Source organism: Ulvibacter sp. 2210JD10-4 (genome assembly GCF_058148525.1).
Genome location: NZ_JBYVJZ010000008.1, coordinates 47,119 through 61,973 on the forward strand (window position 1 = coordinate 47,119; position 14,855 = coordinate 61,973).

At 36.3% G+C, this 14,855-nt stretch carries 19 protein-coding genes; 4 read left to right on the forward strand and 15 right to left on the reverse strand.

Going from position 1 to position 14,855, the window contains the following annotated elements; all coding sequences use genetic code 11:
* Positions 1–18 precede the first annotated feature (18 nt).
* Positions 19–147, forward strand: coding sequence for a T9SS type A sorting domain-containing protein (locus ACY2RT_RS14970; protein WP_490156769.1), 129 nt, complete (start codon positions 19–21; stop codon positions 145–147).
* Positions 148–388: 241 nt separating this feature from the next.
* The gene (locus ACY2RT_RS14975) at positions 389–1,381 is read left to right on the forward strand and encodes a hypothetical protein (RefSeq protein WP_490156739.1); all 993 of its coding nucleotides are present in this window, start codon (positions 389–391) and stop codon (positions 1,379–1,381) included.
* Between the two features lie 33 nt (positions 1,382–1,414).
* Here the strand turns inward: ACY2RT_RS14975 and mnmE are convergent, their stop codons facing one another.
* The 11 genes from mnmE to ACY2RT_RS15030 form a co-directional block, all read right to left on the reverse strand.
* Positions 1,415–2,812 (reverse strand): tRNA uridine-5-carboxymethylaminomethyl(34) synthesis GTPase MnmE, encoded by a 1,398-nt coding sequence (gene mnmE / locus ACY2RT_RS14980; protein WP_490156770.1) that lies wholly within the window; start codon positions 2,810–2,812, stop codon positions 1,415–1,417.
* A 52-nt stretch (positions 2,813–2,864) separates the two neighbouring features.
* Positions 2,865–3,500, reverse strand: a complete 636-nt coding sequence (locus ACY2RT_RS14985; RefSeq protein ID WP_490156740.1) for a GyrI-like domain-containing protein — start codon at positions 3,498–3,500, stop codon at positions 2,865–2,867.
* Positions 3,501–3,579: 79 nt separating this feature from the next.
* Positions 3,580–3,798: a hypothetical protein gene (locus tag ACY2RT_RS14990; RefSeq protein WP_490156741.1), complete on the reverse strand. Its 219-nt coding sequence runs from the start codon at positions 3,796–3,798 to the stop codon at positions 3,580–3,582.
* A gap of 14 nt (positions 3,799–3,812) precedes the next feature.
* On the reverse strand, positions 3,813–4,226 hold the full coding sequence (locus ACY2RT_RS14995; RefSeq protein ID WP_490156742.1) for a hypothetical protein: 414 nt from the start codon (positions 4,224–4,226) through the stop codon (positions 3,813–3,815).
* Complete coding sequence (locus ACY2RT_RS15000) at positions 4,223–4,771, reverse strand: RNA polymerase sigma factor (RefSeq protein WP_490156743.1); 549 nt, start codon at positions 4,769–4,771, stop codon at positions 4,223–4,225. The genes ACY2RT_RS14995 and ACY2RT_RS15000 overlap by 4 nt, the downstream gene beginning before the upstream one ends.
* A gap of 275 nt (positions 4,772–5,046) precedes the next feature.
* Entirely contained in the window at positions 5,047–5,880 is an 834-nt protein-coding gene (locus ACY2RT_RS15005) for a hypothetical protein (RefSeq protein ID WP_490156744.1), read from the reverse strand.
* A gap of 106 nt (positions 5,881–5,986) precedes the next feature.
* Positions 5,987–6,208 (reverse strand): hypothetical protein, encoded by a 222-nt coding sequence (locus ACY2RT_RS15010; RefSeq protein ID WP_490156745.1) that lies wholly within the window; start codon positions 6,206–6,208, stop codon positions 5,987–5,989.
* 244 nt (positions 6,209–6,452) lie between these two features.
* Positions 6,453–6,671 (reverse strand): hypothetical protein, encoded by a 219-nt coding sequence (locus ACY2RT_RS15015; protein WP_490156746.1) that lies wholly within the window; start codon positions 6,669–6,671, stop codon positions 6,453–6,455.
* Between the two features lies 1 nt (position 6,672).
* Positions 6,673–7,059, reverse strand: a complete 387-nt coding sequence (locus ACY2RT_RS15020) for a hypothetical protein (protein WP_490156747.1) — start codon at positions 7,057–7,059, stop codon at positions 6,673–6,675.
* 168 nt (positions 7,060–7,227) lie between these two features.
* Positions 7,228–8,496, reverse strand: a complete 1,269-nt coding sequence (locus ACY2RT_RS15025) for a hypothetical protein (RefSeq protein ID WP_490156748.1) — start codon at positions 8,494–8,496, stop codon at positions 7,228–7,230.
* A 230-nt stretch (positions 8,497–8,726) separates the two neighbouring features.
* A complete protein-coding gene (locus ACY2RT_RS15030) occupies positions 8,727–9,425 on the reverse strand; it encodes a hypothetical protein (protein WP_490156749.1) in 699 nt (232 codons plus the stop codon).
* Positions 9,426–9,741: 316 nt separating this feature from the next.
* Between ACY2RT_RS15030 and ACY2RT_RS15035 the strand changes: the two genes are divergently transcribed.
* Positions 9,742–10,104, forward strand: a complete 363-nt coding sequence (locus ACY2RT_RS15035; protein ID WP_490156750.1) for a DUF4870 domain-containing protein — start codon at positions 9,742–9,744, stop codon at positions 10,102–10,104.
* Positions 10,105–10,211: 107 nt separating this feature from the next.
* Positions 10,212–10,706, forward strand: coding sequence for a DUF1573 domain-containing protein (locus tag ACY2RT_RS15040; protein WP_490156751.1), 495 nt, complete (start codon positions 10,212–10,214; stop codon positions 10,704–10,706).
* A gap of 216 nt (positions 10,707–10,922) precedes the next feature.
* On the opposite strand, the gene dnaN is transcribed toward ACY2RT_RS15040, so the two are convergent.
* The 4 genes from dnaN to ACY2RT_RS15060 form a co-directional block, all read right to left on the reverse strand.
* The gene (gene dnaN / locus ACY2RT_RS15045; protein WP_490156752.1) at positions 10,923–12,041 is read right to left on the reverse strand and encodes a DNA polymerase III subunit beta; all 1,119 of its coding nucleotides are present in this window, start codon (positions 12,039–12,041) and stop codon (positions 10,923–10,925) included.
* A gap of 106 nt (positions 12,042–12,147) precedes the next feature.
* Positions 12,148–13,812: a gliding motility-associated ABC transporter substrate-binding protein GldG gene (gldG, locus tag ACY2RT_RS15050; RefSeq protein WP_490156753.1), complete on the reverse strand. Its 1,665-nt coding sequence runs from the start codon at positions 13,810–13,812 to the stop codon at positions 12,148–12,150.
* Positions 13,813–13,835: 23 nt separating this feature from the next.
* Complete coding sequence (gldF, locus tag ACY2RT_RS15055) at positions 13,836–14,549, reverse strand: gliding motility-associated ABC transporter permease subunit GldF (protein WP_490156754.1); 714 nt, start codon at positions 14,547–14,549, stop codon at positions 13,836–13,838.
* Positions 14,550–14,558: 9 nt separating this feature from the next.
* Positions 14,559–14,855, reverse strand: a complete 297-nt coding sequence (locus ACY2RT_RS15060; RefSeq protein WP_490156755.1) for a putative quinol monooxygenase — start codon at positions 14,853–14,855, stop codon at positions 14,559–14,561.

Below are 14,855 nucleotides of genomic sequence, written 5' to 3' on the forward strand. Positions count from 1 at the left end.
CATACAAGTATATATTCCCTGCAGGTAAGCCTTATTAATGAAACCCAAAATACTCTAATTGATGTATCTCAATTAAGTAACGGAATTTACTTTGCACAAATCTCTATAGAAGGACAAACCTTTATCAAAAAGTTTATAAAGAATTAGAAGTTCTTATTTTTCATTTAGCTTATCATTTAAGTTTTAAAGAGGAGTTGGGTAGTTAAAAAGAGTTTAATGTCGTTAAGGTACAAATAAGATCGAATTTCCGATGAAATACGTATAAATACCTATTTACAGGATTTAGATATTCTTTTATCTTTAAAAAACTCTTTTAAATCTCTTATGATAGAACATTTGCCTAAATAGTCATATATAGGTATTTGACAAGGAAAATAAATTAGTAACTGTGAATGTACGTGCAGAGAAAACTCAAAAGAATAATGCCCACCCGGTTGTAAATAGTCCATCACAAAAGCAAAGCAATGATGAGTCTGTTTTTCAGTTTTTAGATAACCGGCCTGAATCTATTGTACAAAGAAGATTGCAAACTACAGTAAATAATAGTCTTCAGGTTAAACAACTGATAAAAGTTCATGAGATGGTGAATAGCAGTATTCGTCCATCGGTTATACAACGTTATCAGGGCGTTTCATTGCATGGAGGGGATAATGATGAAGTTTATAGAACACGCTCTAGGGACGATAATTTTGATCCGGGAAGCCAAAATAGGGGGCTAATAAAGATTGGAGTACCTGCAGGACACGCTCAGGAAGCTCATGCTAACTTCAATGCGGGTGTTATAACACTTCATGGTAATAGTGTACATGGAGAACGCCATGCGGAAGAACATCTTATTGCACAAGCACAAGCTCTTGGAGTAAATTTTAATGCTGCCCCTGGCGACGTAGGTCAACTCAGAGTTTTATCTATGTATACAGAACGGGCACCTTGTGACGGAATTGATGCAGATCATGCAAGGTCTCAACGTGGCGCAGGAGAGTGTACTACTGATCTTACAAATAGACTTCATGCTGCTGTTCCTGTATCACATTCTGTAGCAAATAATAATGCACAATTTAGTCGGTTAATGTATCGGCAGTTTATTCGTAAAAAGAAAGAACAAGCTATGACTGAAATATCAAAATACGCAGCAGAAACTCTTGCTAATTCTATTACTGCTTATCGGGCACAACATGGTAATGTTCCACCTCCTCCACATATTCTTGCTCCGTGGCGGCAAGGATTATTCCAGATTCGAGATCAGCATCGGGGGCTGGTCCAAGCTATACAAGCAGGAGATCCAACAGTTGAGGGAACTTATCAAGCTGATCTGGAATTAATTGAACAAGCAGAAGATGTAGGAACTGCTGCTATAGCTGAATATGGACCGTTGGAATAAAAAATAGTTTAGGTAATTGTTGCTTATGTGTTATTACTTCCCAATACAAAAATTCGCAAAGATATTGCCCAGCAGGTCATCATTGGTGATCTCACCCGTGATCTCTCCAAAGTGATACAGTGCCTGCCGTATGTCAATGGCCAGCAGGTCGCCGCTTAAACCGCTATCGATGCCTTCCTGTACCTTTTGGATTTCTTCCTGGGCTTTTAGCAATGCATCATAATGGCGTGAATTGGTCACGATAGTCTCATTATTACGCAAGGCTCCGGTATTTACAAAGTCGAGTAGGGTAGTCTTAAGGTCTTCAACGCCTTCACCTGTTTTTGCTGAAAGTAAATGTAACTGTGAGATATAAGATTTGAGCTGTGAGATCTGGGGCTTAGTAAGTTGATCCACTTTATTTGCAATAACGATCAATTGTTTCTGCGGAAACTTGTTCTTTAATTTTTCAATTTCAATTTTTATAGCATCTATAGCTTCACTGCCAACTGCCAACTGAACACTATCTATTAAAAAGATAACCACCTGCGCCTGTTCCATTTTCTGAAAGGTCTTTTGTATGCCCAAACCTTCAATCTCATCAACGGTCTCCCGGATTCCTGCAGTGTCAATAAAACGGAAGCCAATACCGCCTATGCTTATCTCATCTTCAATGGTATCCCTTGTTGTTCCGGCGATATCACTTACTATGGCACGATCTTCATTTAAAAGTGCATTCAGCAAAGTAGATTTCCCAACATTGGGTTCACCTACAATTGCAACGGGAATTCCGTTTTTGAGGACATTTCCGGTGGCGAAAGAATCGATAAGGCGTTTTAATACCTGAGTGATCTTTGAAATTAGTTCCTGAAATGCAGCCCGATCCGCAAATTCCACATCCTCTTCAGCAAAATCGAGTTCCAATTCAATAAGGGAAGCAAAATTCAATAATTCTTCCCGAAGTCTTTTTATTTCGTTGGAAAAACCACCACGCATCTGCTGAATGGCCAATTGGTGTGATGCTTCAGAATCACTAGCGATGAGATCTGCGACGGCTTCCGCCTGACTCAGATCCATTTTTCCGTTTAGAAAAGCACGTAGGGTAAACTCACCGGGAGTTGCCATACGGCACCCTTTCCGAAGTGCCAACTGTATTATTTCCTGTTGGATATAATGACTTCCGTGGCAGGAAAACTCTACTACATCTTCACCGGTATAACTATTGGGATTTTTGAAAATAGTCGCTAATACTTCATCGATCACACGCTCTTCATCTTTAATATGTCCTAAATGGACCGTATGTGTTTTCTGCTTTGCCAGTTTCTTTCCCGAAACCGATACAAACATCCCGGATGCAATAGTTATGGCATCATCTCCCGAAAGTCGGATAACGGCGATTGCACCCGCTCCTGTAGGTGTTGCTAATGCTACTATGGTATCGTTATAGATCATTGTGTACTGTTGCGTGCAAAAATACACAATTCCCATGAAGGCAGTTCATACTTTATACTTTCAAATCCTCTACCTGAAATCGCAATACCGTTTTGAGTTTTTCCGGGGTGACTTTTCTAAAATCAGACAAGTATATTTCCCTGTGACTTTTCGATAGCCGCCTGAGTCCTGATTCCGAAGCAAAACCTTCCATGATCTTAAAACTTTTGGGTTCATTGTCATAACTTCCCAAATGTAACATTTGGACACACTTTCCATCTTCAATTTCTTCAAATAAAACACTATCCAACAATGTATGAGGCTTCTTTTCTTTTGTGATCAAACGGATCTTGTCTACCAGGTCTGTATCTACAAAAACGGGTTGCCGTATCATTAACTTAAAGACCAGGTCATCTTTGTTTATAGTACCCTTAAAATTCTTTTTTGCCTCCTCGTTGATGTCCCACACTCCTTCGAGTGGATACACTGTATAGTCATAAAAACCCTTAGTTTCAATGCCCTTTCTGGGACTCATTTTTATGCCGTAGGACAAAGCATAAAGGACGGCAACGTATTCGGCGAAGCTTTCACTATTGGGGTTTCCTTCTCCTTCAATAGTTAGGTATTTGTGTGCCGGAACATCTATAAGTTCCGGTTTGTTTTTTGGGAGGTAAATTTCCTTTTCTTTTTTTCTCCATTCGTGTTTCATGTTTTCGCTTGTATTGGTTCAATACAAAAGTAGATACGATGAGTGACAACCCTATGTCAGTATAAGCAATAACTATATTTTAATCCATTAGTGTTTTAATATAAAAACCCTGTACGCTAACCAAATCTATAATTTCTTTTTCCGATAGATTTGTTGTGGCTTCAATCCTAAGGACATTGTCAATATCTTCAAAGTCTACAGACCAATTTAAAATATCCGAATGGCTGTTGAACATTGGTTTTAAGGACTTCACTTTTTTCTTCGATTTAATATCTGTACGAAATAATAGGAGTTCCATGATGAAATGTGATGTTATTCAGATTCTGAAATATCTTCCTGTGCTTGGCCCGACTGCCGCTCAACATATTGCTTATAATAGGCATCTCCTTCCTCTTTCCAGAATTTATCATAGTATTTCCACTTCGAAAAATCTGTTTTCGAATCCTTTTTGCATTTATCACCTGATCTTTTGGATGATTTTTTGCTACTGCTTCCGCCGCCAAAGCCACCAAAGATAAGTTTGGCAAAAATAATGAGGCCAACGGCTTGCCAGAACGTAAGGGTTGTCAATCCGAAAATTTCCGGCATCAACCAATTCCATAGCCACATGATCACAAAGCCAAATAGTATGGCTAATCCGGTGATGGCAATTGCCCCAAAAATGATTATTCCGGCAATCTCTAAGGGTGATTTTTTTCTGAATTTATGGGTGAAAAAATTTGTCATGATATATTGATTTTATGTTTGTTAAATTCTACTTCTATTTTTTTATATAATATTCCAATGGCCCGATGCCTTCTTGACATGAGTGTTCCTTCGGGAATCCCTATTTCTTGTGAGATCTCTTTGTATGTATACCCTTCAAAATCCACTGCTATGATAATATCTCTATAGGGTGGCTTTAGCTGTTCTATACAGTTTTTTAATATGGATATCATTGTGTCCGAAGCATACTTCTCTGCCGGCAGTTGCAATACTTCTGCTATCTCCAGTAAATTACTGTCAATATCTACCGAATCTGCCGGTTTCGAAGTTCTCATAAGGTCAATGATCTTGTTCTTTATGGACCGGTATACAAAACCGGCTACATTGTTTATAGGGGCGTACCTTTCTGCTCCTGCAAATAATTTTAAGGCAACATCCTGGATAATATCTTCTGCATCACGATTTGTGGTATCAGCAATTTTGGTATTTACATATACCTTGAGAGATTGGTATTCTCTTCCAAAAAAATCCTTAAGCTTTTTAGTGTTATCTGATTCCGGGTTCATTTAAAAACCTTTTACAAAGGGCCTTCGATTAGAAAGACGAAGTTTTTTCGATCTATTGCATTTTTCTGCATTTTTTATTTAAAAAAATACAAAGCCTAAGGTAAGTATAACTTTGTTGTAAAAAGGAATAGATATGTAAAGGTGAAGTATTGTTATAAAATCCAAAATGATTTACAGTACATATAAAACGGACTAGTACTATATATGTTGATATCTACTAAATTAAAAGACATATTTAATTAAACTACAATTAATTGTGTACTTTTTATCTATAGTCATTTTTGAAGAATTAGTTTGAATTCTGTCCGTTTATTACCACCAAAGCCCAACATAGAAAAATTAGTTTTAATTTCCATATTTCCGTCATATTCAATCCACATTCCTTTGTTAATTGAAAAATATCCAGTTGCTTGATGAGTCACTTTCATAAAAATTTCTTTATTGCCTTTTTCTGTAGTCATTATTATTAGTCCGTCTCTAAAATATCCTGACACAAATTCTTCAATATCATACTTAATTACTGCAATTTGATCACCATCTTTCTCAATAATTTTATCTAATCGAACTTCATTTTTTTTGAATAGTGTATCAGCGACAAAATTTTGGTCCATTTCAATCATATCTACTTTTAAGCTCCATTTGTCACCAACTTTAATTGGTTTGTTTGGAAGCTCAAATAATATAGAAATTAGATTATTTTGAGAACTTTTATAATAAAAACTCATTAATTCTCCTGCGGGACTTACTTTTCCTCGAAGCACTACATTTCCATTCATTTCCGCCATTTCCATAAATAGATTATCAGTCGTGTCTGTTTTGTCTCTTTTAAGAAACATTGCTATATCAATATTTCCTTTTTTATCAGGATAAAGCTTGGTTTCGTATTTTAAATTCTCAATACTTTTTTGCATACTTTTAAAAAAATCCAATGCTTTTCCAAAAACTGTATCGGTTTTCTCTTCTTTTTGATCTTGCTCAATTGCAGTTTCTTTCATTACAGTTTTATACATTAATGTATCAGTTACTTTCCACTTTAAATTTACAGTTCTATTTTGTTGTGCATTTACTGAGAAAGCAGAAAATAATAATAGCAGTAGAATTTTTTTCATAATTGTGGATGACAATTTTGTGTATGAAACTTGGACTATATTTAAAGGTAGAAACTTTGGGTTAAAAATATAACCCAGATGATTTAATAAATTATTAGTAGAAGTGCTATTTATTCTTCGCCTTATCTATAAGGTTAAGCATTCCTGTAAACTTCTCTTCAATCTTCTCCCAACCTAGTCTATCACCATATGATATTAAGTTTACTATCCCGTTGTTGATTTCTCCCCAAGCCTGTGAATGTAAGAATTCAAGTAGTTCTTTATCTTCTTTTGAAAGTTGCTCTCTATTCTCTAACCTTTTGATTGCTTCTAAGATCGTTCCTAGCATATTCTTAATTTAGATATTGTTCTCTCAAAAATAACAGTTTATTTTCAATATGGGTCTAGCTGACAAATTTTATTTTTATTCCATTGATCTATATTGCAAATTATAAAGTCTTCTAGATTTAAGCGAATAAATTAAGATGTCTAAATAGTAAAAATATAAAAAACAAGCAAAGTGATCTGATGGCAGGAACTTTCAGAAGCGGTGAGAACAAGCAATTACTTACAGCCACAGCTGTAGCACATTTTTATGCATTTTCTTTTTTCCATTGAGTAATATCGTTTTTGATATTCGTCAAGGTAATAATCATATCATCTATTTCGTCTTGATGCAAATAGTGTATATTTCCACTATGTTCGTCATCATAGTCTCCAGAAATAACCATAAGAAAGTCTTCGTCTCTTGATAGCTCGATATAAGTATCATTGTTTTTGTCAATTCCACTCGTGTTAAATTTGTAAACCATTTTATTCTAGTTTTTCATTTTCTAATTTCGCAAATTTCTGTTTATCAGTTGGTTTTATTTCAGTCAGTTCAAATCGGCTTTTATCCAAAACATTGAAATCGACCAAACTTAAATATAAGTCAATAACATTTCTGTCAATCATTATTTTTCCTACACTAGCCGAATGTCTGTCAGCTCCATTTTTCTTAATTCCAGAAACCCAATATTCATCTCTGTTTTCTATATCGTAGTAATTTCCTGTAATTCTTTGTGCATTTGAGTTTTTAAGAGCTTTTCCATTAAAATAGACAGTACGTCCAGATTTTGAAAATTCAGCCATTCCAATCCACGCCGGTCCATTATCGCCAAATCCACTTTTTAATTCAATATATTTTAATTCAGGCTTCATTATTTTCAAATGTACTACAACGGTATTGTATATGGTTTGTAGCGATTCAGCGTGTGTGGTGGCCGCTATCTCGGTCTATTCTGAGTAACTAAGATATGCTTTTTAAGATTGACTTTGAAACGAGTTCAGATGAAGCTATAAATTATATACGTTGTTAGACATCATATTTTAATGGGTAGCCTTCCACAAAAAATAATACTTGTCGTCCTTCATTTCATATTGTCTCGTTTGTAATTTAATTAAGTTTTCAATGAGTTTTGAACCCTGATGAAACCCAGCTAAGCCAGATACTGCCTGAGAAATAGCTAATGGCAATAATCCTGAAAATAAAGCAATACTTACAATCGAACTCCCAGTGACAAGTGTGGTAATAGTATTCTTAATTAATTTACTTTTATTAGAATTTATTGTTTGATTGAGTTGGTCAATGTTGGGTTGAATTTCATCCTTAAATGCTTCATTAATTTCTTTAGAGCTACTAGATTTATGTTGATTTAGAAACCGATCAAGTGAATTTCTATAGTTTAAAAAAGCTTCTGGTTCCTTTTCTCTCAATTCTATTAACTTATCTATCCTCACATTAGTTATGATAGGCACTGCATGTTGGATTCCCGAGAAGTAATTTTCGCTCATTGACTCGTTGTGTATTTCCTTTAACTTTTTAATTGCTTCCATTTCCACAACTTGATCAGTGACATAATTCGCGCCAAAATTCGTAGAATACCAATTTTGCATAATAATATTCCTCAAAACTCTATTAGCAAATATTTCATTATCGTGAGATTTAAGCATTTCTCTTTGATAGATTCTTTTAGATTTCCTGTTGTATGCGCTTTCATATTCTTTTGGCAATTTTTTAAATCCGATTTGAGATTTTTCGTGTTCAAAAATGTCTAAATCACAATTTGTCAATTGTACTTTGTAATTGTAGTTTTCATCGCCATCTCGTATAAAAAAATCTGCTCCTTTTGCATGTTTTTGCTTGACCTCTTTTTTTATCAGTTTAATTTTTTTCTGAAGATCTTTATTAATCTCATTTTCTTGAGAAATAGCTTTGAAGCAATTTAGGCAAAAATGATTTTGGCTTTTTGCAAAAGTGAACAAACCATTTTCGACAAGTGGTTTGTAGTGATTCAAAATGTAAAGGTCGTCGATTGCGCTTTCTCTGATCTGATCAACTGATAAGCTTGAATAGTTGCTAGTTTTCTCATATTTTTCTAATGGATTTACAACCCAAACCTTATTGGCATACAGGGTTGCTTTTCTGATCAAGCTGTTTAGTCTTCTGACCTTGCAGTTCAATCCACTACATTGACTATCTAACCCACTCATTGAAGAATTAGCGATTAGATCAAAATTGGAATCAGATTTTGATCTGTCAATAACCACTTCTTCGCTCAACGACTGTAATAAATCAATCAATTTAGTTTTATTCATTTTACCAATTTCATTGGTTAAATGGGATAAATCCAATCTATTGGCATATATTTTATCGTAAAGTAATCTATTATTCATAACTCAATATGATGTCTAACGGTTGTGTATAAGATTAGTTGTGTTGTTTAAGCACCTAAATTTAGCAAGTACAAACCGAATAGAAAATCTTCACGGATTTTCGTAAGTAGGCTGCACCACTAGCAATTAATTTTATACGGTGTTGTAATATGTTATTTCTGTTTAACTTTTAAATTTTCAGAATTAACAGTAGTATCCCTTCTGTTATATGCCAAATATTGGGGAGTAATTATTGTTTCGTCATCATATATATGCGACTTTATTGTAGCAACAGATTGTAATGCAATTGAAATAGAAGAAGGTGACAAGTCAGTGGTTGTAGGAATTAAACCGTTAATTTTTTGAGAACTAATTCCTGTAACCCTAACCTCAAGAGAACCCTCTACTTTTTTTGCATTTGCCACTAAGCTAAAAGGACTTGCAAGATTTATACCTGCTTTTTTAGTCTTTACTTTAGCTATCATTCTAACTCCGACACCAATTAATACAGATTCAGATTCTTTATCGCTTTCCCAAGTCAATGTTTGGGTTTGAGAAAAGTCATAAATTACTTGGTAAACTTCATTCTTTCCAGAAATTCCAATTCCTGCAATCTTAAGCTCTCCATCTTGATTGATTTTATAAACAGTAACATTTGAAACTATGTTTGGAAATGATTTCAATAATGATTTGTTATTTTTCAAATCTCTAACATCTTTTACCTCTTGCTTTAGACTGTCGCTAATATACCATATTTCGCCATCATAATGTTGAGGAACAGTAAGTGAAATATAGTCTGTTGTAAATACTGTTTGCGCTTTAGAAGTTAAGAAGATTAAGATGATCAATGTAAAAAGTAAATGTTTTTTCATTTTGCCAATTTTGATTGTTAATTATTTTTTGCTTAATTAATATATTAATTGTTTGGTCAGTCATTGAAATTGCCTAGTAGCTCATTATATATACTAATTTATTATTACATACGGTTAGATTATAGGTTCTGATAAGTTTTTTATGGTTACAATAAAACATATAATACATAGACTAAATAAGAAAGGTAATTCTTCTTACATCAATGCATAGATTGTATTATATGTCAGGGGGAGAAACCCAAAGATATAAAAAGTAGTGTTGAATGCTGTAGCATTTTTTTAAAAACCTCTACTTATAAGGTATAAATCAAATAGTATGGAAGTCATCAATCACTCAGCAAAACGCACCGATACCAGTCTATTGGTCATAACACACCTTACACAATTACTAGGATATGTGATAGGCTTTGGAAGCCTTATCGTTCCTTTGATCATTTGGCTTACCACTAAGGACAAAGTAGAAGGAATGAACGAACACGGGAAATCCATTGTTAATTTTCAAATAAGCTTATTACTGTATATTATTGTAAGTATACCTGCTATTCTATTATTAGGTTTGGGAATTCTAACGTTAATTGGCGCCGGACTCTTAGGTTTTATCATACCTATTGTAAATGCGGTACGGGCAGGCAACGGAGAAGCTCCAACTTACTTTATGACCATACGTTTTATCTCTTAAAGCACATTTAGAACGGGGACTAGTACCTTTTTCAACCCCTCTTTTTAGTGGTTTTTTCAAATTAACCTTGATGTTTGTATTCTATTAATCATTAAAACGAATACAATATGAATTACCATGTAAATGCAAAACTGTTAAGAGGAAATAGTTCCTTTGTAAAGAATGTATTCTTTGTTATCTGTTTGTTTCTGGCTACCACCATACAGGCACAGGATACAGCCGATACCAACAAAGGTGTTTTTCAATTTGAAGCCGCCGAAATAGACTACGGAACCATCCAACAAGATGCAAACGGAGAACGTACGTTCAAGTTTAAGAATGTTGGAAAGGCTCCTATTGTCATTACCAATGTAAAAGCGAGTTGTGGCTGTACGGTACCTACAAAACCAAGTGGGCCGGTTCTACCTGGAGAAACAGCAGAGATTGGCGTGAAGTATGACACCAACAGAATTGGTGCTTTTTCTAAGACGATCACGGTTACTTCCAATGCCAGTGAAGATACAAAGCTTTTAAAGATAAAAGGAAAAGTATTAGGCGCAGATGGAACAGCCAGTGCTGCTAAAAAGGCTAAGAAGAAAAAGAAAGCCAGTAAAACAGAATAAATAGTATAGTCTTACAAAACAAAAAAGCCCCTCCGCCATGCGGAAGGGCTTTTTTTACTTCTTACTTCTGGCTTCTGGCTTCTGGCTTCAAACTTCAACTCATGTGAGGAATCTCTCTTATCCAGATTCTTCGCTGCCCTTCGACTACGCTCAGTAAACAGCTCTGAATGACACTCCCATCTTCCAACTCCCATCTTCCAACTTCCAACTCTCAACCTAATTATTCAACATCACAGGCATTACAAGCATGGTAACTTTTTCTCCTTCATCCAGTCCGTCAACAGGAGTAAGAATACCTGCACGGTTGGGTAAGGACATTTCCAGAGACACTTCATCACTCGTCAGGTTGTTCAGCATTTCGGTAAGGAAACGTGAATTAAAGCCTATTTGCATATCGTCACCCTGGTAGTCGCAGGTTAAACGTTCTTCGGCCTTATTACTGTAATCAATATCTTCCGCAGAGATATTTAACTCGGCTCCGGCGATCTTTAAACGGATCTGGTGCGTGGTCTTGTTCGAGAAAATAGACACACGGCGTACTGAATTCAAAAATTGGTTTCTGTCAATACTGAGACGGTTTGGATTTTCTTTTGGGATCACCGCTTCATAGTTAGGATACTTCCCGTCGATCAACCTACAGATCATTTCGGTACCGTCAAAGGTAAACTTGGCGTTACTTTCGTTATATTCTATAGTCACTTCGTCTTCACTTCCTGCAAGGATGCCTTTCAGTAAATTCAGAGGTTTTTTAGGCATAATAAACTCAGCCGTTTGTGAGGCTTTTACATCTGCGCGAGTGTATTTTACCAGCTTATGAGCATCTGTCGCTACAAAGGTGAGTCCTTCTGTTGAAAACTGAAAGAACACGCCACTCATAACCGGACGAAGGTCGTCATTTCCACTGGCGAAAATGGTTTTACTGATAGCAGTTGCCAGAACATCGCCTTGTAATATTGTCTCGCTCGGGTCTTTTAATTCGACTGCTGTTGGAAATTCTTCGCCGTTCGCATACGCCAAAGCATATTTCCCGTGGTTGGAACTGATCTCTACCGTATTGTTCTCTTCTATGGTAAAAGTGAGTGGTTGCTCCGGAAAGGTCTTTAAGGTATCCAGCAACAAACGGGCAGGAATACAAACGTTACCTTTTGTACTGCTCTCCACATCCAATTTTGAAGAAATAGTAGTTTCCAGATCGGAAGCAGAAACAGTCAGACTGTTTCCATCCAGATTAAACAAAAAATTATCTAGAATAGGAAGGGTGTTATTAGTGTTGATGATACCTCCCAGTACCTGTAATTGCTTTAGTAGATACGAACTCGATACGATGAATTTCATTGAATCTTCTTTATAAAAATTGATTTTTGATTCTGCTGAATTGGTTAACAGCTTAACTACAAATATATTTCAATTGAGACGTTTGAAAAAACTAACTTATTAACATTTAGCGGGCGTATTTTCGCTTTCGGAAGTATTGAAAGAAAATTCCGAATATCGCCAATAATCCCAAGGGAAGCAGTAGGTTAACCACCTGCCATAGTGTACGCTGTTCAACTGTTTTTTGAGGATCGAGAAAAGGTACCGCAATTTCCTTGGTACGAATGTTTATAAGTCCGCTGTCATCCAATAAAAAATTAACCGTATTAAGTAAAAATTCCTTGTTTCCGTACATCGCATTCGTCATTTTATCAAAACCCAGTTCCAGGGGACGGTTTCGGTCCAATTGATTTACAATGATATCTCCATCACTAATCACTACCATTTTTGTAGGGGTACTTTTTGTTTTATCTTCTGAAAGCTGAAAAGGTTTGACCCTATTGGTAAATACCGAAGGAAATTCTCCTTCCAGCAAAACGGCAACAGGTGTTTCACCGGCACTATATTCTGAAGGGTCCGGCCCTTCATTGATCGTTTTTAAATTCTTGGGGATCTCTTTATCAAAATCAATTTCAGCAGGTAGTCCAACTACTTTCGTAATAGGGGAGGAGCTTAACAATACAGTTTTCCGTAGCGTATTTGGCAGGGTATCGATCCCACTCACATAGTCAAACTTAACGGCTTCAATATTGGTAACAACGGGGTGGTCATTGCCGCTGGCGCTTAATGGGCTAAAAAACCATGGATACCTGTTGTATTGAGCATCATTCTCATTCCCGGTGGCCAGAACGATAGGAGCCGAGTAGACATCCTTTACCAGATTTGGATTGATACGTACCCCGTATTTGAAGAAGAAATCATTTAAATTCAGGTCTTTGCCAAAAGCAAAGGACCTTCCACTAATACTATCACGCTGTATTTCGGTAGCGTCGATAAGCCAAAGTGAAGCCCCGCCATTCATAGTGTATTGGTCTAAAATGTATTTTTCTGAATCAGAAAAAGCTTCCGTAGGTTTTGCTCCAACGATCAGGTCGAAACCTTTGAGTTGTTCTAATGTTTTTTTGGGAGTGACAGCAGCCGAATCCAACGTAAAAGGAGCAATAAAATAGTAATCCCGAAGCGTTGCAAAGAAATCTGCTATATAACGGTCGTCCAGTTCGCCATTGCCTTTTAGGACTGCTACTTTTCTTTTTTTCGGATTTACCAGTTTGTTGAAACCATCTGCAAAAGCGTATTCCAGATTTTGAATAGAGTTGTTAATGCGCTCTTCTGAAGTGGTTCCTAACTGATTTTTAAGCAAAGGGATTTTTACGGTCTTTTCGTTGTAGTAGGCCAGTGCCCAGGGATAGACCAGTTCGGTACTCACTTTTCCACCTTCTTTTACTTCCACCTGTGCTGCAGTCAGGCCAAAATTTGCCATTTGTTGTTGCAGAGCCTCCGGGTTTTCCTCATCTTCCAACGGATCTAAAAATTCGTACCTGATATTGGGGTTATATGCTGTAAATTCTTCTAAAAGCTGTTCGGTCTCTTCTTGCAACCTTCTAAATTCCGGAGGAAAATTTCCTTTTAAGAATACATCGACCAGAACAGGAGCATCTACAGTAGCAACGGTTTGTTTGGCAGCTTCAGAAAGGGTATAGCGTTTATCCTGAGTCAGGTCAAAGCGCTTATATACATAATTTCCCAGAAGGTTTAGCAATAGAAGGCCAACAACGACCAGTACAAAATGCATGCTATGTTTTTTATTACGCCCCATTATTCTTTCCGAAGTTTTAAAATGGTTAACGCAATAAAAAATACGGTTATACTTAAAAAGTAAATAATGTCTCGCGTGTCCAGAACTCCGCGTGAAACACTGTCAAAATGAGCTTTCATCCCAAAATTCTCCAGAGGAAAATCTGAAACAAGGCCGGTGAGCCCTTCAAAGCCGTAATACAACAAGAAAGAGAGAAAAACAGCAGCGATAAAAGCAACGATCTGGCTTTGTGAGAGCGTAGAAGCAAACACGCCAATAGCGGTATACGCAAGCACCAGAAACAGTAACCCAAGGTAGGAGCCAAAAGTACTTCCAACATCCCAGTTACCGGGGGGATTTCCCAATTCTGAAATGGTTATGATATACAACAGTGTTGGTAGTAATGCGATAAAAATAAGCACTACGGCACCAAAATATTTTCCTAAAACAATACTCCGAAGTGAAATGGGTTTGGTTAATAGTAATTCCAGTGTTCCCATCTTTTTTTCATCGCTAAAAGCGCGCATGGTAACTGCAGGAATAAGAAACAGTAATACCCAGGGAGCTAATTCAAAAAAAGCAGAAAGGTCTGCAAAACCGGCATCCAGAATATTGTAATTTCCACTAAAAACCCAAAGGAACAATCCGTTGATCACCAAAAATATAGCGATTACCAAATACCCGATGGTACTGGCAAAGAACGAATTTATTTCACGTTTTAATAGTGTTAGCATTCAATAATATTAAATGAGAGTATGTAATGTGTCCACACTCCAGGCTTGCGCTTTAGAACGGAACATTGGTTTTGTTGTTGTCCAAACATCTTTGAAAAGTTCACTCTGCCTATAATCTTCCAAATCATCTTCTGTTTCCCAACGGCTATAGGTAAAGAAAACTGTTTCCTCCTTTTTATCACGATACAATTCTAAGAACAGGCAACCGGGAAAATTCCGGATCTTTGATTTTACAGTTTCAAAATTAGCCAAAAATGCAGGGATGTTCTCCACTTCAAACTCCATTTTTACAATTCTTGTAAACAT